Below are 24,346 nucleotides of genomic sequence, written 5' to 3'. Positions count from 1 at the left end.
CCCAATGGGGCGTACATAAGAATTAGGATGTAAAAATGACAGAACACATTCGCAATTATCCAATTGAAAAATCAGAAATATTATCCCTTGTGGTGCCTGTGCACAACGAAGAAGAGACAATTCAGATTTTTTACGATACACTGTCGGCCTTAAAGGACAAATTGACAGCCACAATCCACTATCATTTTATCGATGATGGGTCGACGGATAACACACTTAGCATATTACGTGAATTATCTAATAATGATAAAAATGTCCATTATATTAGTTTTTCACGTAACTTTGGTAAGGAGGCCGGACTCTATGCTGGCTTGCAACAAACAACAGGGCAGTATGTTGCTGTGATGGATGTTGACTTACAGGATCCACCAGAGTTATTACCAGAAATGTTACATGATGTTCAGAGTGGTGAATATGATGCTGTGGGCACGAGAAGGGCTGATCGGGCAGGTGAAGCCAAAATACGGTCATGGTTTTCATCACAGTTTTATGTTAGCATGAATAAAATTAGTGAAACACATCTTGTAGATGGTGCACGAGATTATCGCGTGATGACACGGCAGATGGTCAATGCAATTTTATCAATGAGTGAAAATCAGCGCTTTAGTAAGGGAATCTTTAGTTGGGTTGGTTTCAAAACAAAGTACATCCCATTCGAAAATCGTGCACGTGTTGCTGGGAATACATCATGGTCATTTTGGTCGTTATCAAAGTATGCTATTGAAGGCATTGTCTCATTTTCAACGTTCCCACTAACTGTCATCACTGGTCTTGGTTTTGTCTCTTTTGGCATTTCATTGTTAAGTGCTGTTTTTATTGTTATTCGTGCCTTAGCATATCATAACAGTGCGGCCGGTTGGCCATCATTAGTTACAATTATTTTGTTTATTGGCGGGATACAACTTTTAAGTTTAGGTGTTATTGGTCGGTATGTGGCCGCTATCTTTTTAGAATCAAAACATCGGCCAATTTATATTACACGAGAAGAAAAATAATTTTAAAGGATTAGCGACTATGAAACGAGTAATCACATACGGTACCTTTGATATGTTACATTATGGACATATCAATTTATTAAAACGTGCAAAAGAAATGGGCGACTATTTAATTGTTGCACTGTCAACTGATGAATTTAATTGGCGTTCAAAACAAAAGAAAACTTATTTTTCGTATGAAAAACGCAAACAGTTACTAGAGGCTATTCGCTATGTTGATTTAGTTATTCCAGAGACAGCATGGGATCAAAAGACATCGGATGTTAAGTTGTATAAGGTAGATACGTTTGTGATGGGCGATGATTGGGCTGGCCAATTTGATTTTTTGCAAGATGAAACAAATGCGGAGGTTGTCTATTTAGCGCGCACACCTGAGATATCAACGACCCAAATTAAAAAAGATTTAAATACAAAAGACTTGACGACTGATCATGAATCTAAAACAGATTAATTCGTTTTTAAAAAGGGCGAGAAGCCTTTTTTATTCGGACAGATAATAGGTTGTGATGTCAAATAAAAAATAAGGAATTATGATGAAAAAATTGTCCGTGTCAGCAGTACTTGTAACGTATAATCGGCTGAATTTACTGAAAGAATCGATTCAAAAAATCTTAAATCAAGATACCGATACATTGCAACATTTGATCATTATTGACGGTGCAAGTACTGATGGCACACGTGAATATTTAGATGGTTTGTCGGACCAACGGGTAATGGTTGTTCACTTAGCTGAAAACATTGGTGGTGCTGGTGGCTTTAATAGCGGTATTCGTCATTTTTTTGAACAAACCCATGATGATTTAGTATGGTTAATGGATGATGATTCTATGCCAACAGTGAATGCGTTGGCTCAATTATTAGATATGTTTGACAATAATCAATTGGCCGGTTGGGCCGCAAGTAAAGTTGAATGGACTGATGGCAATTGGTCCAAAATGAATATACCAGGTTTGTTAAATGGCAGTAAGCTAGCGCTATATCAAGGTGATGAAAAATGGTTACCAATCAGGCATGCAACTTTTGTGTCTACTATTTTTAAGCGTGAACTCATTAAAAAAATTGGGCTACCTCAAAAAGAATACTTTATTTGGGGCGATGATATTGAGTACACAGAGCGTGCTTCCCGTGCAATGTCCGGGTACCTTGTGCGTCAGTCGATTGTGATACATGCCAGTCAATTTAATTCGGATCCTGGTGATATCGTTGGAGAAGGCATGATATCACGCTTACCACGTTATTTATTTGAGTATCGTAATCGCCTATTAACAGCTAGACGTCGGCATTCTAGTTTGAAGTTTATGAAAACACTAGGGCATAGTATGCTTGATTTTCTGAAAACATTATTTTTTCCTAGAGTGCAATATCGCGGACAAAAACTAAAAATTATTGTTCAAGGGACAATTAATGGCTTTAAGTTTAACCCAAATATCGAAAAGTTGCGATGATACAAGTATAAAAAATAATATTTTGATGCTAATAAGCGCCTATTATATTACGTAATACAAATCTGTTTAAGTTTTGTATTACGTGACATGATAGGTGTTTTTTTGATATAATAATAATATGAAAACAGGAATAGTAAAAATATGGCAAAAAGAACGTGGCTATGGCTACATTACGCCCGATGACGGTGGCGAAGATGTCTTTGTCCATTTTAATGGGATTGATATGGTGGGCTTTAAGTCGCTTATTCAAGATGAAAAAGTGACTTATGTGCTCGTTCAAGGATATAAAAATTATCAGGCTGCTCAAGTGAGCCCAATGATGAAAAATGCGGCTGATGTCTAATGGCAGAACGTGAACATGTCATTAGCTCAGAAATCATCTACAAAGGGCCTATTTTCAACATAGAGACTCAGTTAGTTGATTTATATAATGGTCGTCAATCTAAGCGTGATATTGTAAGACATGTGCCAGCAATAGCAATTTTACCTTTTACTGATGCAGATCATATGATATTAGAAAAACAGTATCGTGCGGCTATTGGTGATTTTATTTTAGAAATACCTGCTGGCAAACTTGATGATCGTGATTTTGATCAACCTGAACATGCGGTTGAACGTGAACTTAATGAAGAACTACGTATGACAGCTGGTGTGATTAAGCGTGTCACAGGATTTTTTGAAACTGTTGGTTTTTCAGATGCCTATATGCATGTTTATGTTGCCCAAGATCTCCACGCGGTTAATGAAGAAAAACAATTGCCACGAGACTTGGGTGAATCATTAGACTTAATCATAGTATCATTTGATGAGATGAAGGCGTTATTTGAATCAGGCAAATTGAACGATCAAAAAACAATATTAGCATTCTTGTACTGGTCATATTTGAGAGGTTAAAATGTCTGAAGAATTATCACGAAGGGCAGCCAAAAAGGCGCAAAAAGAACGTGAAAAAGAACGTAACCAAGTTGAAAAAAATTATGCTAAAGCACATCCTACAAAAATAACGGTTGTGTCACCAGAAACACGAGAAGAAATGCGCCTGACAAGAAAAGGGCGTTATGAACTCGGGTCTGATGGTAAACTCACAGCAGTAGGTAAGTCAAAACGGTTGACACATCGCTATAATGTGACCATTATTATGCTATTACTTTTAATCGTGGCTACGTATGCGTTTTTCTTCTTGGTCAATTAGTTTGAGTTCACAAAAGACAGAGTAATCAAATAGAGATAAATGTTAACAAACGAAAGGGGATTTACTGACGACTTTATAGTGTTAAACAACAAGTATGGGCACTAAATAAAACTGTTGGTGATTTGAATTATGAAAATTGGAATTATTACGCCGATGGCGGAAGAAAAAATTGCTTTAATTGCTGCATTAAAAAATACAAAAACGAAACGTCATGGTGGGACAGAAATTACTACTGGACAGTATAATGGTCATGAGGTTGTGCTAACTGAATCAGGTATTGGTAAAGTTGCCGCAGCGTCTGCAACCACTGTGATGATTGACAATTTTCAACCTGATTTAATCGTTAATACTGGATCTGCTGGTGCGCTAGATTCAGAATTGAAAATAGGCGATGAAGTTATCGGTACACGTGTTGCGTATTCTGATGTTGATGTGACTGTCTTCGGGTATGAATTTGGGCAAGTACCAAATCGGCCACTATATTATGAAGCAGATAAACAAGTGGTTGAAGCGTTTGAACAATTGGCTACGGTCAAAGAAGGCCTAATTGTTTCAGGTGATCAATTTGTTCAAGATGATGCGAAACAACGTATTTTGACACATTTCCCAGAGGCAATTCTTGCTGAAATGGAAGCTGCAGCTGTGGCACAAGTGGCTTATCAATTTAATACACCTTTCATTGTTTTACGAGGCGTATCCGATTTAGCTGATGGCGACTCAGGTATTGTTTTTGATGATTATGTTGTAGAGGCTGGAAAAGTGTCAGCTAAACTGCTCTTGTCATATCTGGATAGCAAAGCATAATTCAGGCCGCAATAGCGGCTTTTTGTGTTTTTAAACTAAGTATGACAACCTAAAAAATGACTGATTTAAGGAATGAAAAAATGATAACAACTTATAATTTAAAAGCCTGTGGAGATATCTTGATGATTATTTTGGCACCGAATGCTGATAATCAACAAATTAAGACAAACGGTCAAGTGACACGCATTCAAAATACTGATACAAATGAAACGACAGGATTTAATATTGCGGGTCTTGGTCAACAATTACATATTGGGGCACAAAATGGGCAAATTTTTCTAAACCATGATCAAATTGAATTAGTGAATCAGGTTATTTTGGGAGCAGGATTCAGTGATACCTTGATAGCTACAGCATCAAAGTTAGTTATTGGCCGTGTTAAAAGTCTATCGCAACATCCGGATTCTGACCATTTATCTGTCACGTCAACCGAAGTTGGTGACGGCAAAATGCTACAGATTGTCTCTGGTTCACCAAATATGCAGAGTGGTATCAAAGTTGTTGTCGCGCAACCAGGAACAATGATGCCATCGGGCGCATTGATTTGGGATGGGGCCTTACGAGGCGTTAATTCCAGTGGTATGATTGTCTCAGGGCGGGAACTACATTTAATTGGGGCACCTGACAAACCAGGGGCACTCGTTTTACCAGAAAATTTTGGTGAAATCGGGGAACCGTTTGATTTCGACAAAGCAAAATCATTATACACAGATGAATTAGTGGATACTGCGTATTAACATGACGACACAAGCGAAACTACAAAATGCACCGCGCACTTATCGTACGTTAAATGATGAAAATGCGCAGTATAAAAAATTGATATTTGAGTTACGTAAAGGTGAACTGCAGTACTTTACATTTTTACCAAATAAGGGGAAATAATGACTAAGACATATTATTTTATTGGCGTTAAAGGGACTGGAATGGGACCTTTGGCTCAGATTTTGCATGATCAAGGAAATGTTGTGATCGGTTCTGATATTGATGCCTATACTTATACACAAGCACCATTAGAAGCTGCTGGAATTAAAATTTTGCCATTTCAATCAGAAAATGTTGACAAATATCGTGAAGCCATTTTTGTGCGTGGCAATGCGTTTTCTGATGAACAAGTTGAAGTAGCCAGAGCCTTAGCATTAGGTGTTAAGATGATGACTTATCCTGATGCTGTACAAGAACAAATCATGCAAACAACTTCGATCGCAGTTGCTGGTGCACATGGTAAAACGTCAACGACTGGATTACTAGCGCATGTTTTAAAAAATATCGCGCCAACATCTTATTTGATTGGGGATGGAACAGGTCGCGGCGTGCCAAACTCGCAATTTTTTGTCGTGGAGGCTGATGAATATCGCCGGCATTTTAAGGATTATGCGCCAGATTATGCTATTTTAACCAATATTGACTTTGATCATCCTGATTATTACAAAGACATTGATGATGTAACAAATGCTTTTTCTGATTTTTCTGATCATGTTAGAAAAGCTATTTTTGCTTGGGGGGACGATGCACATTTACGTGCACTTCGGCCTAAAGCGACGGTTTATTACTATGGCACAAGTCCTGAGAACGATGATTTTGTGGCTGAAAATATTCATAAGTCAACACAAGGGTCACATTTTAATGTGACATTTCGTGGTGAAAACTTGGGTGAATTTTCGGTACCATTGTATGGACAACATAGTATTTTAAACGCCTTGGCAGTGATTGCAGTTGCTTATATGGAAAAAGTTGATTTAGATCTAATTCGTGATTATTTGATGACCTATCAAGGGGTTAAGCGACGTTTTAGTGAAAAGCAAATTGCTGATATTACAGTAATTGATGATTATGCGCATCATCCAACAGAAATTGATGCGACACTAGATGCAGCACGTCAAAAGTATCCTAATAAACAAATTATTGCAATTTTCCAACCGCATACATATTCACGTGTTATCGCCTATAAAGATGAATTTGCTAAAAGCTTGGAAGCGGCCGATAAAGTTTATCTAGCTAATATATTTGGCTCGGCTCGTGAAAAAGTAGGCGCTGTTACTTCTGCTGAGATTGGCGCTGAAATTAGTAAATTTGGTGGCATTATCGCGGAAGATAATATGAGTCTCTTGATGCCTTATGAAAATGCTGTCATGGTATTTATGGGCGCAGGCGATATTGAAAAATATGAATTTGCCTACGAAAAACTGTTGGGACAATCACGGACTGATTTACAATGATAGTAAAATTAGGAAACAGTGATGTCAAGTATTAATGTGAGACGTTTAATATAAATTTAATCTCTTCTCTGTTATAATTAATATAGCTAGATATGATAATTAGTGTTGTTTTACTCGAAGTAATTAATGTGAGGAGACTCAAATGGATAATTTTAATATTAATACACGTCGTGACGTGACAGGGATGGATGAAGGTATGCGTGCGTTTTTCAAGCAAACGTATAGTTTCATGGCAATTGCTGTTATGGTAACGGCGGTTACAGGATTTATTGTACAGAAGTTTTTCTTGGCACAAGTCGTTGCTTTGATTGCGGGAAATATCGTTGGCACTTTAGCGCTCTTTGGTATTCAAATTTTAATTATGACGATGATTGGCCGTGCGACATTCAAAAATCCAGCACGTGCATTTGGTTTACTCATGGCATTTGCTGTTGTTGAAGGCTTGACGTTAGGCTTGTTACTAGCAATTTATACAGGGGCTTCGGTTACTATGGCATTTGTATCTGCTGCCGCAGTTTTTGGTGGTATGGCAGCATATGGTGTATTCACAAAACGTGATCTCACTGGTATGGGTTCAGTCCTATTCGGCTTGTTGATTGGTTTGGTCGTTGCATCAGTTGTTAATATAATATTTTACAATGGCATTGTGTCATTATTAATTTCAGGTGTTAGTGTGATTGTATTTTCGCTTTATACAGCTTATGATAACCAAAATTTAAAGGTTATGTATAGTCAGTTCGCTGGGCAGACCGATACAACAGGATTAGCAGTTAATGGGGCATTACGTCTGTATCTTGATTTTGTTAACTTGTTCTTTGCGCTTATCCGAATTTTCGGTGTTACCGGTGGATCAAGAGATTAGTAAAAATATCAGTCAGTTTAAAGATTAAATTCAACAGCCTTAGGGCTGTTTTTTTGTTACACTAGAAGATAGATAAAGGAATGTAAAATGACAAAAAAACTACTTTTAATTGATGGCAATTCACTCGCTTTTCGCGCTTTTTATGCCATGTACAACCAACTTGATCGCATGATCTCGCATAAGGGCCTGCACACTAATGCATTGGTCGCCTTCAATAATTTTTTGGATCAGATTGTGGATCCGATGCAACCAGATTTAGCGGTTGTCGCATGGGATGCAGCATCTGGTAAAGAGACTTTTCGCGGTGAATTATTTCCAGAGTACAAAGATGGCCGATCAAAAACACCGTCTGAATTCAAAGAACAATTCCCATATTTACGTGAAATGGTTGCGTTACATGGTTTGCGAAATTATGAGCAAGCAGGTCTCGAAGCAGACGATATTATCGGCACTTTTTCACGTTTGGGTGAGCAGGCTGGCTATTCGGTGACTATTGTGACCGGGGACCAGGATTTAATACAATTAGCCACAGATAAAATTACCGTTAATGTGACAAAAAAAGGCGTAACAGAAATTGAGCGTTACACGCCAGAATATATCATGGAAAAATTTAATTTGACACCGTTACAAATTATCGATAAGAAAGCACTGACTGGAGATACATCGGATAATTATCCAGGTGTAACCAAAGTTGGTGAAAAAACAGCTTTAAAATTATTAGCTGAGTTTCATGATATTGACAATTTGTATACACATGTCGATGATATGAAACAATCTAAATTAAAAGAAAATTTAATTAACGATCGTGAGTCAGCTTTTCGTGCAAGAGAATTAGCAACGATTATGACAGACAGCATTTTAGCGCTACCACTTGAAGAAATTGAATATCGTGGCATTGATTACGATAACTTGGTGACATTGTACGAAGTGTTAGATTTTAAAAAGCAACTTAGTAAAATTAAAGCGTTGCAAAAATCTGGTCAAATTTCTGGTAGTCAAACACTGATTGAAAAAAATGTTAATGTTGTGACACTTCAAGATGATAACTTACAGGCTGTTGCTATGCTAGGTGACAAGTTAGCGTTGCATATCGAAATGGCGGGACCAAATTATCATACGGATGATATGATTGGCTTTGTGATTGGCAGCCCAGGCACAGGTTATTATGGTAGTCGAGATGTGACTTTATTGCAAAAACCAGAATTAAAGTCAGTGATTGAGAACGCCGCTATTGTCAAAAATGTTTTTAATGTTAAGGCGCAATTGATACTGCTGAAAAGACTCGGCGTTGCACTAAAAGGGGCCAAATTTGATTTCTTATTGATATCTTATTTGCTCGATACAACCGATAACGATAATGAATTGTCAACACTTGCACAACGCTTTGATTTGTATGTAGCACCCGATGAAGATATTTATGGCAAGGGGGCTAAATTCGAAGTGCCAGCAGATGATGCGCGTGTTTTAGCACATTTAGCGCATAAAGCAGATGTCTTAATGCAAGTTGAACAATTAGCATTTGACGCCTTACAAGCACATGAGCAGACACATTTATATACAGAAATAGAGTTACCATTAGCGCATGTGCTGGCAGATATGGAGTATCAGGGCATTAAAATTGATCAGGAGAGATTGCATGATATAGGCGATGACCTTGAAAGCCGGATCCATGCCATAGAAGATGCTGTCTATCTTGAGGCTGGTGAAAAATTCAATATTAATTCACCAAAGCAACTCGGTGTACTCCTTTTTGAAAAAATGGGCCTGCCAGTAATTAAGCGAACAAAAACTGGCTATTCAACGGCTGTGGACGTGTTAGAAAAATTAGCACCACAGGCACCAATTGTTGCGCACATTTTACAATATCGTCAACTGGCTAAATTAAATTCTACTTATGTTGCAGGATTACTGGCGGTTGTTCATGAACAAGATAGTAAAATTCATACGCGATTTTTACAAACACTCACGCAAACTGGCAGACTGTCATCAGTCGATCCTAATTTACAAAATATTCCTATGCGTACGGCTGAAGGCAGACAAATTCGAACAGCGTTTGTACCAAGTCACCCAAATTGGCAAATTTTTGGTGCAGATTATTCGCAAATTGAATTACGTGTGCTGGCGCATATGACAGGCGATAAAAATATGCAAAAAGCGTTTTTGAATGGTGAGGATATTCATGCAGAAACGGCACGAGCTGTTTTTGGTTTGGCAAGTGATGCACCAGTTGATGCGCTCATGCGGCGTACAGCAAAAGCAGTCAATTTTGGGATTGTCTATGGTATTTCTGATTTTGGATTAGCTAATAACTTAGGTATTTCACGCGACGAAGCGAAACGTTTTATAGATACTTATTTTAAAGAATTTCCCCAAATTCATGCGTGGATGTCACAAATAAAAGAGACAGCTCACGAACAAGGATTTGTTGAAACAATTGCTAAACGCCGTCGTTATTTACCAGAGATTAGTTCAAAGAATTTTAATTTGCGTAGTTTTGCAGAACGCACAGCGATGAACTCACCAATTCAAGGGTCAGCGGCTGACATTATTAAAATTGCGATGATTAAAGTAGCTGACGCTTTGCGAGATAATAATATGCAGGCACGGATGTTATTACAAGTACATGATGAACTCATCTTTGAAGCACCAGTAGATGAGGTGCCAGAATTAACGGAGCTGGTCACAAGTGTTATGGATTCAGCTGTTGTCTTGGATGTTCCTATGCGCGTTGAAAGTCACTCTGGCAATACTTGGTATGATGCCAAATAAAATGCATAAACATGACATGTTATAAAACCTGACACATATTCGCACAACTGCTAAATATCCATTAGAATAAAAGTATGTTACCGGAGGTTGTCAAATGAGCGAACGTGAACTGAGAAGAAATTTAGCGATTTTACCCATTGGTACAGTGCGTGAACTCACGTTATTAACAGATCGTCAGATTCGTTATTATGAGCAGAACGAACTCATTAGTCCAACACGTGGCAAAGGTGGTCAACGCCGATTTTCATTAAATGATGTTGATCGCTTACTTGAAATTAAGGACTTTTTAGACGCAGGGGATTCAATAAAGGATATCCAGGAAATTTTCGCAAAACAACGTCGGAAAGCAGTTGGACAACAAGATTCAGAGTCAGCGCTACGGCGTTCTTTGCAAAAAGAGTTTGCGCAAATTGGGCGATTTGATCGTTAATTATGCAAGTAACTGTCTCACAATTTTTTATTAGTAGAAAGGGAACTCATGGCACGAAAGTCATTTACAAAAGAAGAAATCAACCAAATTGTTATAGATGAAAACGTCGAATTTATTCGCGTGACATTTACAGACGTTCTTGGCGCAATTAAAAATGTTGAAGTCCCAACGTCACAGTTGGACAAGCTGTTAAACAACAATTTAATGTTTGATGGTTCGTCAATTGAAGGTTTTGTGCGTATTAACGAATCAGATATGTACTTATATCCTGATCTATCAACCTTTATGATTTTCCCTTGGGCAACAGATAGCCATGGTGGTAAAGTTGCCCGTTTAATCGCTGATATTTATACGTCAGATCGTGAGCCATTTGCTGGTGATCCACGTCAGGCATTACGTCAGGTACTAACGCAAGCCAAAGCAGCTGGCTTTTCAGCTTTCAATGTGGGAACTGAACCTGAATTTTTCTTGTTTAAATTAGATGCAAATGGTAAACCAACAACTGAACTCAATGATAAAGGTGGCTATTTCGATCTTGCACCGCATGATATGGGCGAAAATGTCCGTCGTGAAATTGTTTTGACTTTGGAAAAAATGGGCTTTGAAATTGAAGCAGCGCATCATGAAGTTGCTGAAGGGCAACATGAAGTGGACTTTAAATATGCATCTGCTTTGGAAGCTGCTGACAACATTCAAACGTTTAAATTAGTTGTTAAAACAATCGCACGTAAAAATGGCTATTACGCTACGTTTATGCCCAAACCAGTAGCTGGTATTAATGGCTCTGGTATGCATACAAATATGTCATTGTTTCGCGGTTCTGAAAACGCTTTTGAGGATACATCTGATGACATGGGCTTGTCAAAAACAGCTTACAACTTCCTAGGTGGTTTACTAGCACATGCGACAGCATTTACAGCTTTAGCGAATCCAACGGTTAACTCGTATAAGCGTCTGACACCTGGCTTTGAAGCACCGGTGTACGTTGCTTGGTCAGCTTCTAATCGTTCACCAATGGTTCGTGTTCCGGCTTCACGTGGCAAATCAACACGTTTAGAACTACGGTCAGTTGATCCAACTGCTAACCCCTATACGACATTGGCAGCGGTGTTGGCAGCTGGATTAGATGGTATTAAAAATGAATTGGAACCATTAGCCTCTGTTGATAAGAATATTTATCTTATGGATGAAACAGAACGGACAAAGGCTGGTATTACAGACTTACCAGATACGTTACTTGCAGCAATTCGTGAATTAACGAGTGATAGTGTCATCACTACAGCAATTGGTAGTCACATTGCAGACAAATTTATTGAAGCAAAAAAGATTGAATACACATCATATCGTCAATTTGTATCACAATGGGAAATTGACGCTTACTTTGAAAACTATTAATAAAATAAGATGTATCATCTAAAAGCCACGACATTTTGTAGCTTTTTTGTTATGATGAAGAGAAGTATTTTATTAGTTTTTAGGAGTGTATCGTCAACATGAAAAAATTCACAATTAACTGGCGTAAAGCATTATTGATTGCAATTGTTTTTATAGCAAGTGCTGCGATTCAAGTGCTGGCCTTAAATGCCTTTTTAATTCCAAATAAAGTTTTTTCTGGTGGATTTAATGGTATCGCCCAGTTGTTATCAATCTTTTTTGCACAGGTATTTCATATTAATATGCAAACTGGAACCTTTATCATGATTTTCAACATTCCAGTAGGGATTATTGGTTGGAAATTAATTGGTGGTCGTTTTACCGCTTTGAGCTTTATGAATTCAATCGTTGTGTCGGTTGCACAAATTGTGTCACCGACACAAGCTTTAACGACAGAACCGTTGTTGGCTTCGTTATTTGGTGGTTTGTTGCTTGGTGTGTCGATTGGTTTAGCGCTACGATATGGTTTTTCTACAGGTGGTATGGATATCATAGCCATGGTCGTTCAAAAACGTACAGGAAAATCAATCGGCGTGTTGATGAACGGCATTAATTTTGTGGTTGTTATTGTTGCGGGCGCGTTTATTGGTTGGCAAAATGCCCTATTTACTCTAATTGGCATTTATGCAACTGGTCGGGCTGTTGATGCGCTTTATACCGGATATCAAAAGCTGACAGCATTGATTGTCACATCTAATGGTGATGAAGTCGTCGAGGCACTACACCGTGATTTGATAAGAGGTATTACCATTCTCCCCTCCAAAGGTGCCTATACGAAACGCGATTCAATGACTTTGATGATGGTTTTATCCCGTTATGAATTGGTTGAAATGCAAGAAATTGTTCATCGAGCAGATCCCAAAGCCTTTATTAATTTGTTGAGCACGGTAAGTGTTTCAGGTGAATTCTTTGATGCTGATCGGCAATTACAAATGCGACATGCAGTGGCCGTGCCCAAGCTTGAAACAATGACTGCACAATTAGAAGCTGAGCAACAATTAGAATCACAACTTGATAAATTAGAAGATGATGATATTAAGTAGTCATTAAGAAAAGAGAAGATAAAATGCCAATTGTACAAGTAGAATTATTAGAAGGTCGTACCCATGAACAACTTGCCAAAATGGTAAAAGATATGACTGATGTCATCGTAACAGACATTGGTGCATCACGTGAAGCTGTGCATATTATATTGCGAGAAATGCCGAAAGATCACTACTCAGTTGGCGGCGTTTTGAAAAGCGATCAATAAAAAGATAGGCAGCGAAGTGAACTAACCTATCTTTAACTTAATATTCAGTATGACTTGTAAACGACATGTTAAGCACTTGTCGTTTTTTGATGTATTTTAATTTTTTAGGAACTTATCGCATGGATGTTGAATCACGAATGGTCAATTCTCCTGCAATCACAACACGCTGAATGGGTAGTGACTCGTTGTCTCTAACTTTTCGAAATAAGCGGTAAAGTGCTTTGCCAGCTTCAAAAAAGCTAAACTCAAAACTGGTCAGATTTGGCGTAACTGTTTCGCTGAAATACGATTGGCCAAAGCCTATATAACGTGGGTTTTGATGCAATGAAAAAGCAGATTGCATGGCACCAACGACAATACGGTCAGACGCACCTATGACGAGATCAAAATTTTCAGCAGCCATGGCTTGATAAGCAGATGCCTTAGCGATATCGAGTTTAAAATCAGTAATGACTTCCTTGTAGGGAATGTCATTAAGTGCAGATTTAATACCGACAAAACGGTCGTGACCAACAGCGTAGTCTAGGGTTGGATCAACAGTCAAAAGCAAAACGTTTTTGGGTGCTAACTTTTTGAGATAATCACCTACAATGTTTCCTGCTTGAATATCGTTCATAATAACACGATTAAAACCTTGTTCATCTTGACCTTGAATGACAGTGGGTAATTTAGATGCTTGTAGAACGGTGCGGATTTCTTCTGTTAAGTTAGCAGTCAAGATAATCAGACCACTGACATTTTGTGATTGTAACTTTTCAATGGCAGCAAGTTCACGCGCAGCATCTTGATAAACGTTGATAATTAAAAAAGTATCATCGATATTTAACTCGTCCAAACCGCGCAACATGTCAGATTGCGCAATCGAATCTAGTCGCGGAACGATGACCCCAATCGTGTGGTTTGTCTGTTGTTTTAGGCTTTGTGCAAAAGTATTTGGTGTATAATTGTATTTTTTGACAATACCATCAAGTTTGTTGCGTGTGTGCGCACTAACAGAGCCACCATTTAGATAGCGGGACACGGTACTTTTTGCGACGTTAGCAATCAAAGCGATATCGTTTATTGTAACTTTTTTATTCATACCTCTAATAATAGCAGAAAAAGAGCGCACAAGTCATGATATAAACTTAATAAATAAAGTACTTGCAAATATTAATGTAAGCGGTTACAATAAAAGTGTAATAAAGAACCGGTTCCGTTGATTGGTTGTCAAACGGAATATACTCATTTTTTATAGAGAGCAGGGAAAGACTATGAAGTATAATGAAGTTGCGCGCCGCGTTATGAATGCGGTGGGAAAAGATAATATTGTTGCTGCAGCTCACTGTGCCACGCGATTACGTTTGGTCGTTAAGGACGTCAAAAAAATTGATCAAGCAGCATTAGATGATGATCCAGATCTTAAGGGAACATTTAATGCTGGTGGGCAATATCAAATTATTGTTGGCCCTGGAGATGTTAACGGTGTCTACGATGAATTTGTCAAATTAAGTGATGTCAAACAAGCATCAACGGATGATTTAAAAGAGATTGCTGCAAAATCTGGTAAGAAAAATCCATTAATGGATTTGATTAAAGTGTTATCAGATATCTTTGTACCCTTGATTCCGGCCTTAGTTGCTGGTGGTCTGCTGATGGCGTTAAACAATATTTTAACGCAGCCCTTTGGCACTAAATCGTTAGTAGAGATGTATCCCAATATTCAGGGATTAGCAGAAATGGTCAATCTCATGGCATCGGCACCATTTGCATTCTTACCAATTTTAATTGGTATCACAGCAACGCGTCGATTTGGTGGGAATGAAATTCTTGGTGCCGCAGCTGGTATGATGCTTGTTATGCCAAGCTTGATTAACGGCTATGGCGTTGCTGAAGCAGTTGCTACTGGCAAGATGCCATCATGGGACTTGTTTGGTCTATCAGTTGCACAAGCGGGGTATCAAGGGCAAGTATTGCCAATCATTGGTGTTGCGTTTATATTGGCAACACTTGAAAAGTTTTTCCATAAGCATTTAAAAGGCGCAATTGATTTCACATTTACGCCCATGTTGGCACTTTTGATTACTGGATTCGTCACATTTATTGTTGTTGGTCCGGTATTACGTGTGGTGTCAAATGGTATTACAGATGGCTTAGTTTGGTTGGTAACAACATTTGGCTTCGTCGGTTATGGCGTGTTTGGTTCATTTTATTCAGCAATTGTTATTACTGGATTACATCAAAGTTTCCCAGCTATTGAAACACAATTGCTGGCAAATATTGCTAAAACAGGTGGTGACTTTATTTTCCCAATCGCTACAGCAGCAAACGTTGCGCAAGGTGCCGCAACATTTGCGATATACTTCTTAGCTAAAGGTAACACGAAATTACGGGCTTTATCATCGTCAGCAGGCGCTTCTGCTATGTTAGGTATTACTGAACCTGCTTTATTCGGTGTTAACTTAAAGTATCGTTTTCCATTCTTTATTGCATTAGGTTCATCAGGTGTGGCGAGTTTGGTTATGGGATTGTTTCATGTGATGTCTTCATCATTGGGACCTGCCGGCGTTATCGGTTTCATTGCAATCCCAACAAACAAATGGATTGGTTTCTTCTTAGCAATTATTGTTAGCTTTGGACTATCGTTCATCGTGACATTGATTTATGGGCGTTCACACATGCCTGAATTAAATACGGCAACAGTAACAAATGTGCATCCAGATCAGGTTGATGGTTTTGAAATTAATGCCCCAATTGCCGGTGAACTTGTTGATATTGCGACTGTCAAAGATGCGGTTTTCTCAAGTGGTATGATGGGGAAAGGTGTTGCAATTGAACCAGAAGATGATAAAATATTTGCACCAGTTGATGGTGAAATTACGGTCGCTTATGCAACAAAACATGCTTATGGTTTGAAATCAACTGATGGTGTTGAGGTCCTTATTCATATTGGTATTGACACCGTGAACCTGGATGGCAAAGGATTTACGAGTCAAGTCACACAAGGACAACAAGTTCGTAGAGGGGACTTACTGGGAACTTTTGATAAACAGGTTATTGCAAAAGCTGGTTATCCAGTGACAACAATGGTTATTGTGACTAATACGACTGATTTTTCAAATGTTGCTTTAGACACAGCTTATGGTGACACAGTACAGTCTAATGATGTCATTATGACGGCTGTACCACATGTAACACAAAGCAATAACACGATTTAAGTATAAAGGGGCGATTAATGTTAGTTACAAACGATCAAGTGAGTTTTGAAAAATTTCATTTATATCCAACCAAGGGATTGCTAAATGATCCCAATGGTTTAGTATTCTTTAAGGGAAAGTATCATGTGTTTTATCAATGGAACCCACATGCCTGTAATCATACGTACAAGGAGTGGGGGCATTTCATTTCCGATGATTTAAAAAATTGGCAACGTGTTGAAACAGCATTGAAGCCATCGCTTGAAAACTTGGATAGTGCAGGTATCTATTCAGGGGCAGCTTTTGTGCACGATAAGCGATTATACGTTTTTTATACAGGGAATGTACGGGATACTTCGGGTCATAGCGTTAAATCATCACAGATGTGGGCGGTTAGTGACGATGGTATTCATTTTGAAAAGCTTGGAGAATTGTTTCCGCATCCAAATGGCTTTACAAAAGACGTGCGTGATCCTATGGTCTGGCAGGGAAAAAATGGGCACTATTTTTTGATACTAGGTGCGCAACATAATGATCAAGTTGGTGACATTATTGTCTACGAATCAAATGATTTCAAAAAATGGGTATACCGTGGCTCATTAATTGAGAAGCAACTCTTAGATGTGCGTGGTTACATGTTAGAATGTCCAAGTTTTATTGAAGTTGATGGCAAACAAATTTTAATGTTTTCACCGCAAGGTTTAACGCCGGATCCAGTGAATAAGCGCTATGAAAATATTCATAATACAGGTTATGTTATCGGTCATTTTGATGAAAAAAATGCACGTTTTAATGTAACAACTGATTTTAAAGAAGTTGATCATGGGTTTGAATTTTATGCACCTCAAACTATGGTTGCACCAAATGGCCGTCGTATTATGTGGGGATGGGCAGGTATGATGACACCTGAACGTGAGGCGGCTACGCCCACCATTCAGACCAAGCAATGGGTACATGTTCTCAGCTTACCGCGTGAGCTACATGTGAATGACAAGCAACAATTGGTTCAAAAACCAATTGCTGAAATTATGGATACAACTGTTTTGACAGCGTTTGATCAAGTGGGTGTTGGTCAGTACCGTATACCGACAACAGATGATTGGCTAATAAAATTTAGTCATCATGCAACTCTGAAACGACACAATAGGACATTAACATTTGAACGACAGCAATGGGAATCAGGTCAAGTTGAGACCCGTCAACTATCAGGTGATTTAAATAATTTGCTGCTAATCGTAGATGTTGATGTGATAGAAGTTTATACTGATGATGGTTTGAGTGTGATGACTGCACGATGGTTTTGAATAATAAAACAACTATTAAATAGAATGGAAATTCTATTTGGTAGTTGTTTTTTGTTTCAATGCTTGTAATGCCAGTTTATGGGCACCTAGATTTTCTTTTTCAGGTAGCCATTGGCTTAATAAAAGTGCATGTGATTCGAGTAGTGCACTGATTTCATCAACATAAATTTGATAGTGTTTTGCGTAATTTTTATTGATGGCGTCAATCAATAGTTGTGAATCACTGTACAGTTGTATCATATCAGTTGATGTGGCGCACATTTTTAGTACCCAAATTAATGCACGAAACTCGGCCTCTTGGTTATCTTTAGTGTCTGGTAACAAACTTTTGAGTTGTCGTTGCTGTTTGTTGATAACAATGACGGCGCCAGCGGCACTCTGCCCAGTTTTTATATCACGTGCTGCATCAACGTAAATTGTGATCATCATGTTTACCTTAATTTCATAGTATTTAAAGCCAGTGTTCAAATTCGTGAGTTGCTCTCTTGCGTAAATTATACCGTGTTTATGCAAAAAAGTTATTAAATTACAATCAAAATCCATGGTAAAATAGATAGAGGCATGATTTAATAGACAAACAATCAGTCATTGAATCAGCCGTATTTTAACGTAGTGAAACTGAGGCAAAAACATGATACCTAAAAGAGGATTCTTTCAACCATTAGATACAACAGGACAAATAGGCTGGCTTTGGTGGGGTATACTACTCATGGCCGGTATAATTTTTTGGAGTGAAACGGCGTTTAAATTAGAAATAATACCAATCACTTATCTTTTAATCATGTTAGTACTTGGCATCACAATTATTTTAAGGCGACGTGTTTATGTCGCTGGGGCACAATTATTTTTGGGCCGCATTTTTGTATCAGACTATGAAAAAATTTCTCTCACAACGATGAACAACTGGCAATTAAATGGCCGCGTCTTATCGTTTACGCGGGCTGGTCGGTCACGTAAATACTGGTTAAGCCAAAACATTACCAAGCAAATTAAGGAATATATGACGACTCATGACGAAAACAACAACAATTAACATTGTGGACCAAACAGGTCGCATTGATGCAATTTTAGCAAAAGAAAATTTACCATATTCGCGTACAACACTAGCAGACTGGTTACAAACAGGGCACATTCTAGTAAATGGCGTTCAGGTGAAAAGAGCCTATAAAGTCACGACAGGTGATACAATCAACATTGTACCACCTGAAATAGCGACAACTGAAATCGTTGCAGAAGATATACCACTTGACATTGTTTATGAAGATGACGATATTTTAATTGTTAATAAACCGCAAGGCATGGTTGTTCATCCAGCAGCAGGACACAGTTCAGGGACACTTGTTAATGCCTTGCTGTTCCATGCACCACTGTCAACAATTAATGGTGAATTCAGACCAGGTATTGTTCACCGTATTGATCGCGATACGAGTGGGTTATTGATGGTAGCCAAAAATGATCAAGCGCATCAAGCGCTTTCTGCACAACTTAAAGCGCATAAAAATGATCGCATTTATTATGCGTTGGTACGTGGCGAATTTGTTGAAAATTCCGGCACCATTAATGCGCCGATTAGTCGCCATAAAGTTGATCGCAAAAAACAAGCTGTGCAAGAAGGTGGGCGTGAAGCGATAACACATTTTGAAGTACTTTCGCGATATGTCGGTTATACATTGCTAAAAGTAAGTTTAGAAACAGGCAGGACACATCAAATTCGTGTGCATATGACTTATATTGGCCATCCAGTGATAGGTGATCCGGTTTATGGCTCAGCGAAAAGTTTACCTGGGGTGACACTTAAAGGCCAAATGTTGCATGCCAAAACATTATCACTAACACAACCAACGACTGGTAAAGAGCTGGTGTTTAACAGTGACCTACCTGCTTATTTTGAAGCAGCTTTGGCGACGCTAACACCAATTATTCAAAACGATAATTAACCTATTTTGAAAGGAGAAGTATGTTGTCTAGTCAACATACCTAAGCAGCACTATGGCAAATAAAGAAGTACTTGACAATGCCTCATTACAACGCGCCTTGACACGTATTACATATGAAATTATTGAACGTAACAAAGGTGGTCAAGATTTAATCCTTGTTGGTATTAAAACACGCGGAGAATTTTTAGCACATCGAATTGCAAGTCGCTTAGAACAACTTGAAGGTGTCAAAATCCCAGTCATGGCCATTGATATTACTAATTTTCGTGATGATGTATTAAATCGCGAAGATAGTTTAGGTTTGAATGATGAAGAGAAAACGAATATCGCTGATAAAAACATTGTTTTAATTGATGATGTTTTGTTTACTGGGCGTACAATACGTGCTGCATTAGATGCGTTGATTCACATCGGACGGCCAAATAGTATTTCTCTGGCTGTTTTGGTGGATCGTGGGCATCGTGAATTACCGATACGTGCAGATTTTGTTGGTAAAAATATTCCAACGGCGCAAAATGAGAAAATTAAAGTATTAGTCCAAGAAATTGATGGGCGCGATGCCGTCGAAATCGTACATTAAGAGGAGCTATAGCGACACAGAGTTAACTGATGATGTGAAGCTATAAGAGTAAATATATGATGCAACGTCATTTGATTCTCGAGGATGGCACGATATTTCAAGGTCTTGGCTTTGGGGCACCGGCTACCACTTTTGGAGAAATTATTTTTCATACAGCCATGACAGGCTATCAAGAAATCATCACTGACCCAATATACGATGGGCAAATGATTGTTTTTGCGATGCCTGTTGTTGGGGCAGCGGGCATTCATGCTGAAGCCTATGAGTCCGTTAAGCCAACTATTAGTGGCATGATTGTTCATGATTTAGCTGAAGTATCTGTGAATCGACAACGGCGTATGAATTTAGACCGTTTTTTAAAGCAACACAATATTCCTGGATTATATCAAGTTGATACACGTCAATTGGTGAGGCATCTACGGGAAACTGGGCCACAAAAAGCAAGCATCGTCGACTACGCAGATGAGCATGCAATTGATCAGTTGGTTGCAACGGTTTTGACAAATAAACAGGTGCAAAATACTGCGGCGCCAAAACCTTATGCTAACCCAGGGCGTGGCCGGCATATTGTTGTGATTGATTTTGGATTAAAGCATGGTATTTTGCGTATGTTGGGTGATTACGACGCCAATGTATCAGTCTTACCCTACACAGTTAGTGTGGAAGAAGTTTTGACATTGGACCCTGATGGTATTATTCTGTCAACTGGACCAGGTGATCCTAGGGCGTTGCCAGATAGTGTTTTGACCTTGATTCGTGTTTTACAATCCAAAGCGCCTATGTTAGGCATCGGTTTAGGTCATGAATTATTCGCATTGGCCAATGGGGCGGAGCTCATGCCATTACCCTCAGAACATCATGGGATGAATCACCCAATTCAAGAAATTATTTCACGCCAAATATTTTATGCGATGCAGGGTCAAGGTTATGCAGTAGATGCGGCATCCATTAATCGCAAAAAATTGTTTGTGACATATCGAGATCTCGTCGACGGTGCGGTTCAAGGGTTGAGGCATCGTGAATTTCCAGCTTTTAGTGTCCAATTTTTCCCAGATGCTGCACCAGGTCCACTGGAAGCAACGACTGTATTTGCAGATTTCTTTGAAACGGTAGAAGATTATGTCGAACATTACAACCAATAATAAAATTAAAAAAATATTGTTTATCGGCGCTGGTGCCAATGATTTTGGTCGTGAATCAGAGCATGATGCGGCAATATATCAAGTGATGCCTGAATTGCGAGGACATGGTATTGAAGTCTTTGTAATTGATGAAAATCCCTACGCGCTGTCGCTAGAAAGTTTGGCAGCGACGGCTTTTTGGCAACCGCTAACAGGTGAAAATGTCAAAAAAATCGTGCAAGAAAATAATATTGATACGGTTGCACCTTTGTTTGGTGGCGAAGCATCATTGCGTTTATGGGCTGAAGTTGTCCAAAGTTGGGGACATGGGAATGGCCCAGTACCGAACACATTGGGTCTGAGTATCGAGATGCTACTCAAGGTGAATAATATTCCAGCTTTGACGGCATATATGGCAGAAAATGGGCTACCAGTTATTAATAACTATGTCCTGAAGGCCCAAGATGAGGCTAATGAGTTGTTACGTGAGTTACAATTACCGTTGATGGTCCGAGCATTACATCCTAATCAAACCAACACACGTCATGTAGTAGATCGTTTAGATGACTTTGAAGATGCTATTAATCTTGCAAAATTACAATCTGTCACACAAGAAGTGATTATTTCTCGCGCAATTAACGGATTAAAGGAAGTTAGTCTAGAGGTACTACGAGATTTTCGTGGCAATAAAATGCAAATTGGCGCGAGTGAAGATATGGATCCTATTGGTATTCATACAGCGGATTCGCTGAGTGTTTCGCCAATTTTAACAATTCAGGACCAGTTGATTAGTAAAATGCGCGATTATGCCTTTAGAGTAGCAGATATGTTGCAACTCCAAGGTGTTATGCATGTGCAGTTTGCTGTTGATGATGATACCAATAAAATTTATATTATCAAAGTGTCACCTTATATAGATCAAATGGCTACACGGATGTCATTGGCGACAGGTTATCCAACAATGCTTGTGACTATTAATTTGGCACTAGGTGTTGCGTTAGAAGATATTATTTTGCCGCATAACTTTGGTACAAATACAGCTGTGATGGAACCTATGATGGATCATGTGGTGGTAAAGTTGCCTGTGTTTCCCTTTGGTGAATTAGCGCAAGCGGGCGTGCATGTTAAGCGAAATCTGAATAGTGTGCAAAAATCTATTGGGACAACGCTTGGTTTTGGTCGTACATTTATTGAAGCTTTAGAAAAAGCGATTCGATCAGCGCATTTCAATAACGCCAGTTTTTCGCCAACGAATATGGCACATATTAATGATGATGAATTAATTCAGCAGCTTATTCATCCACAAGATAATCGCGTGTTGCTACTGATTGAGGCCATTAAACGAGGGTATGAAATTGATGAATTAGCAGAGTTAACGGCGATTGATGAATTTTATTTTTATCAGTTGAAACACTTGCATAAGTTGGAAGAAGCGGTTGAAGCGGATATAGATAGCATTGTATCTTTGCGACGTGGTAAAAAATATGGTTTGTCAGATGGTTTGATTGCGCGCTTTTGGCATACCGACTTTAACATTATTCGGACATTAGCAAAAGAAAACCATATTGATGTCACTTATAAGGCAGTCGAGCCTTCTGCCGGTGAGTTTCCTGAAAATGCGCGCCAGTATTATGCGACATATGAAGCAGAAAATGAATCTGTACAAACTAATCAAAATTCAGTGTTGGTTATCGGTTCTGGTGCTTTCCGAATGGGAGACGCAGCGTCAGGAGGGTATGCCACGACAATTACAATGTCTGAGCTACGTCGATTACAATATCCAACTATTATTATGAATAATAATCCAAGTGATGCGACTTTGTTGCCACATTTAGCTGATAAACAGTATCTTGAACCACTTGAAATTTCTGATGTGATGCGTGTAGTCGAGCTAGAAAAACCAAAGTTAATTGTGATTCCAGGTAATCGACGCAAATTAATTACAGCTTTACGAGATTTGGGGCAACATGTTATTATTTTGCCAAAAGAAAAGCATACACCAAGTGGCCCTAATGAAAATCAATCAGAATTTGCATTAAATATATTTTACGATGGTCAAAATATGTATCCTATTAATATTACACAACATATGGCAGGCGAGGTGCGTGTCATTCCTCAAATTGCGCATTTATCACCTGAAATATCTCAAAAAAAACTAGATAATCCAGGTGTTTATCAAATTATTTGGTATCAAAACACGGTAAAATGGACAAATAATATTGATTTATCTGATAGCAGTCGTGATTCTTGGTTGCGACCAATGCCATTTGGTCAAATTGCTTATATGACGAAGGTGATGCAGATACAATGGATTCGGTTAACAATAAGAGCAGCATTGCATGAATTAACACCGCAAGATAGTGAGATATTGGCAACCGTTAATCAGAGGCCAAATAGACAGCCATTAAGTATGGTCGCGGCTGATGTCAATTATCGGTTACATCTCCAACCCAGTGAAGTAATTGATGGCACAAGATTTGAAATGGGTGTCGGGGTGAACTATTATGGGTGATAGTAAAAAATATGATACGCACTTGTTTACAGGGGTGATGGCTGAGCAAAATGCGTCAGGTCGATATCAACCGAAAGCTGATGTGCAGCCTAATGTCTGGCGAACAGGGAAGCATACCAAGGGCCAATTTAAGCAAATAGGGCAGATATTTTTGACGGAAAAAGGACAGGCTGTAGCTGTACTGCATATTGAAAAATTATCTTTTAGTCAACGACATAATTATTCAGCTTTACAGCGTTGGACTAATGAACAAGTTGATCTTGCCTTACTAAAAACGTGGTTATGAAAATTTTTTGGTCATAATAAACGTGTATACA

26 protein-coding genes are annotated in these 24,346 nt (G+C 38.7%); 24 read left to right on the top strand and 2 right to left on the bottom strand.

The genetic code is table 11. The features are described 5' to 3' along the window. Positions 1–35 precede the first annotated feature (35 nt). The 16 genes from AB3K24_RS06210 (at position 36) to AB3K24_RS06135 (ending at position 13,399) form a co-directional block, all read left to right on the top strand. On the top strand, positions 36–995 hold the full coding sequence (locus tag AB3K24_RS06210; protein WP_367974380.1) for a glycosyltransferase family 2 protein: 960 nt from the start codon (positions 36–38) through the stop codon (positions 993–995). A gap of 19 nt (positions 996–1,014) precedes the next feature. Beyond that, positions 1,015–1,446 (top strand): glycerol-3-phosphate cytidylyltransferase, encoded by a 432-nt coding sequence (tagD, locus tag AB3K24_RS06205; RefSeq protein ID WP_367974378.1) that lies wholly within the window; start codon positions 1,015–1,017, stop codon positions 1,444–1,446. Positions 1,447–1,528: 82 nt separating this feature from the next. Then, a complete protein-coding gene (locus tag AB3K24_RS06200) occupies positions 1,529–2,440 on the top strand; it encodes a glycosyltransferase family 2 protein (RefSeq protein ID WP_367975593.1) in 912 nt (303 codons plus the stop codon). 118 nt (positions 2,441–2,558) lie between these two features. Further along, positions 2,559–2,783, top strand: coding sequence for a cold-shock protein (locus AB3K24_RS06195; protein ID WP_367974377.1), 225 nt, complete (start codon positions 2,559–2,561; stop codon positions 2,781–2,783). Then, the gene (locus AB3K24_RS06190; RefSeq protein WP_367974375.1) at positions 2,783–3,334 is read left to right on the top strand and encodes an NUDIX hydrolase; all 552 of its coding nucleotides are present in this window, start codon (positions 2,783–2,785) and stop codon (positions 3,332–3,334) included. The genes AB3K24_RS06195 and AB3K24_RS06190 overlap by 1 nt, the downstream gene beginning before the upstream one ends. Before the next feature lies 1 nt (position 3,335). After that, complete coding sequence (locus tag AB3K24_RS06185) at positions 3,336–3,632, top strand: hypothetical protein (protein WP_367974374.1); 297 nt, start codon at positions 3,336–3,338, stop codon at positions 3,630–3,632. A 129-nt stretch (positions 3,633–3,761) separates the two neighbouring features. Continuing rightward, the gene (locus AB3K24_RS06180; protein ID WP_367974372.1) at positions 3,762–4,436 is read left to right on the top strand and encodes a 5'-methylthioadenosine/adenosylhomocysteine nucleosidase; all 675 of its coding nucleotides are present in this window, start codon (positions 3,762–3,764) and stop codon (positions 4,434–4,436) included. Positions 4,437–4,516: 80 nt separating this feature from the next. Further along, on the top strand, positions 4,517–5,173 hold the full coding sequence (gene ytpR / locus AB3K24_RS06175; protein ID WP_367974370.1) for a YtpR family tRNA-binding protein: 657 nt from the start codon (positions 4,517–4,519) through the stop codon (positions 5,171–5,173). Position 5,174: 1 nt separating this feature from the next. Further along, on the top strand, positions 5,175–5,318 hold the full coding sequence (locus AB3K24_RS06170; protein WP_367974368.1) for a UDP-N-acetylmuramate--alanine ligase: 144 nt from the start codon (positions 5,175–5,177) through the stop codon (positions 5,316–5,318). Further along, positions 5,318–6,652 carry a UDP-N-acetylmuramate--L-alanine ligase gene (gene murC, locus AB3K24_RS06165; protein WP_367974366.1) on the top strand — a complete coding sequence of 445 codons (1,335 nt, stop codon included), beginning with the start codon at positions 5,318–5,320 and terminating at the stop codon, positions 6,650–6,652. The genes AB3K24_RS06170 and murC overlap by 1 nt, the downstream gene beginning before the upstream one ends. 142 nt (positions 6,653–6,794) lie before the next feature. Next, positions 6,795–7,514: a Bax inhibitor-1/YccA family protein gene (locus tag AB3K24_RS06160; protein ID WP_367974364.1), complete on the top strand. Its 720-nt coding sequence runs from the start codon at positions 6,795–6,797 to the stop codon at positions 7,512–7,514. Positions 7,515–7,601: 87 nt separating this feature from the next. Continuing rightward, the gene (polA, locus tag AB3K24_RS06155) at positions 7,602–10,283 is read left to right on the top strand and encodes a DNA polymerase I (protein ID WP_367974362.1); all 2,682 of its coding nucleotides are present in this window, start codon (positions 7,602–7,604) and stop codon (positions 10,281–10,283) included. A gap of 94 nt (positions 10,284–10,377) precedes the next feature. After that, positions 10,378–10,713, top strand: a complete 336-nt coding sequence (locus AB3K24_RS06150) for a MerR family transcriptional regulator (protein ID WP_367974361.1) — start codon at positions 10,378–10,380, stop codon at positions 10,711–10,713. Positions 10,714–10,761: 48 nt separating this feature from the next. Then, entirely contained in the window at positions 10,762–12,108 is a 1,347-nt protein-coding gene (gene glnA, locus AB3K24_RS06145) for a type I glutamate--ammonia ligase (RefSeq protein WP_367974359.1), read from the top strand. A gap of 98 nt (positions 12,109–12,206) precedes the next feature. Then, entirely contained in the window at positions 12,207–13,190 is a 984-nt protein-coding gene (locus tag AB3K24_RS06140) for a YitT family protein (RefSeq protein WP_367974357.1), read from the top strand. A 2-nt stretch (positions 13,191–13,192) separates the two neighbouring features. After that, positions 13,193–13,399, top strand: coding sequence for a 2-hydroxymuconate tautomerase (locus AB3K24_RS06135; RefSeq protein WP_367975591.1), 207 nt, complete (start codon positions 13,193–13,195; stop codon positions 13,397–13,399). A 112-nt stretch (positions 13,400–13,511) separates the two neighbouring features. Here AB3K24_RS06135 and AB3K24_RS06130 read toward each other — a convergent pair whose 3' ends face one another. After that, positions 13,512–14,480 (bottom strand): LacI family DNA-binding transcriptional regulator, encoded by a 969-nt coding sequence (locus AB3K24_RS06130; protein WP_367974355.1) that lies wholly within the window; start codon positions 14,478–14,480, stop codon positions 13,512–13,514. Positions 14,481–14,652: 172 nt separating this feature from the next. Here AB3K24_RS06130 and AB3K24_RS06125 point away from each other — a divergent pair, with 172 nt between their 5' ends. Next, positions 14,653–16,596 (top strand): sucrose-specific PTS transporter subunit IIBC, encoded by a 1,944-nt coding sequence (locus AB3K24_RS06125; RefSeq protein WP_367974353.1) that lies wholly within the window; start codon positions 14,653–14,655, stop codon positions 16,594–16,596. Positions 16,597–16,613: 17 nt separating this feature from the next. Further along, positions 16,614–17,879: a glycoside hydrolase family 32 protein gene (locus tag AB3K24_RS06120; RefSeq protein ID WP_367974351.1), complete on the top strand. Its 1,266-nt coding sequence runs from the start codon at positions 16,614–16,616 to the stop codon at positions 17,877–17,879. Positions 17,880–17,912: 33 nt separating this feature from the next. Here AB3K24_RS06120 and AB3K24_RS06115 read toward each other — a convergent pair whose 3' ends face one another. Next, positions 17,913–18,305: a ribonuclease HI family protein gene (locus AB3K24_RS06115; RefSeq protein WP_367975589.1), complete on the bottom strand. Its 393-nt coding sequence runs from the start codon at positions 18,303–18,305 to the stop codon at positions 17,913–17,915. 205 nt (positions 18,306–18,510) lie between these two features. Between AB3K24_RS06115 and AB3K24_RS06110 the strand changes: the two genes are divergently transcribed. From AB3K24_RS06110 to AB3K24_RS06085, 6 genes are read left to right on the top strand one after another with little or no spacing between them, the layout of a single operon-like run. Further along, positions 18,511–18,912, top strand: coding sequence for an EbsA family protein (locus tag AB3K24_RS06110; RefSeq protein WP_367974350.1), 402 nt, complete (start codon positions 18,511–18,513; stop codon positions 18,910–18,912). Beyond that, the gene (locus tag AB3K24_RS06105; protein ID WP_367974348.1) at positions 18,890–19,816 is read left to right on the top strand and encodes an RluA family pseudouridine synthase; all 927 of its coding nucleotides are present in this window, start codon (positions 18,890–18,892) and stop codon (positions 19,814–19,816) included. The genes AB3K24_RS06110 and AB3K24_RS06105 overlap by 23 nt, the downstream gene beginning before the upstream one ends. 52 nt (positions 19,817–19,868) lie before the next feature. Beyond that, a complete protein-coding gene (gene pyrR / locus AB3K24_RS06100) occupies positions 19,869–20,396 on the top strand; it encodes a bifunctional pyr operon transcriptional regulator/uracil phosphoribosyltransferase PyrR (RefSeq protein ID WP_367974346.1) in 528 nt (175 codons plus the stop codon). A gap of 59 nt (positions 20,397–20,455) precedes the next feature. Next, positions 20,456–21,538 (top strand): carbamoyl phosphate synthase small subunit, encoded by a 1,083-nt coding sequence (locus AB3K24_RS06095; protein ID WP_367975587.1) that lies wholly within the window; start codon positions 20,456–20,458, stop codon positions 21,536–21,538. Beyond that, a complete protein-coding gene (locus AB3K24_RS06090) occupies positions 21,516–24,029 on the top strand; it encodes a carbamoyl phosphate synthase preATP-grasp domain-containing protein (RefSeq protein WP_367974344.1) in 2,514 nt (837 codons plus the stop codon). Before AB3K24_RS06095 ends, AB3K24_RS06090 begins: the two co-directional genes overlap by 23 nt. After that, a complete protein-coding gene (locus AB3K24_RS06085) occupies positions 24,022–24,315 on the top strand; it encodes a DUF7671 family protein (RefSeq protein ID WP_367974342.1) in 294 nt (97 codons plus the stop codon). The genes AB3K24_RS06090 and AB3K24_RS06085 overlap by 8 nt, the downstream gene beginning before the upstream one ends. Positions 24,316–24,346: the final 31 nt, after the last annotated feature.

This window comes from Leuconostoc aquikimchii (genome assembly GCF_040838325.1).
Taxonomy (GTDB): Bacteria; Bacillota; Bacilli; order Lactobacillales; family Lactobacillaceae; genus Leuconostoc; species Leuconostoc aquikimchii.
Note: the sequence above shows the minus strand (reverse complement) of the source record. Positions and strands in the feature narration are given on the sequence as shown.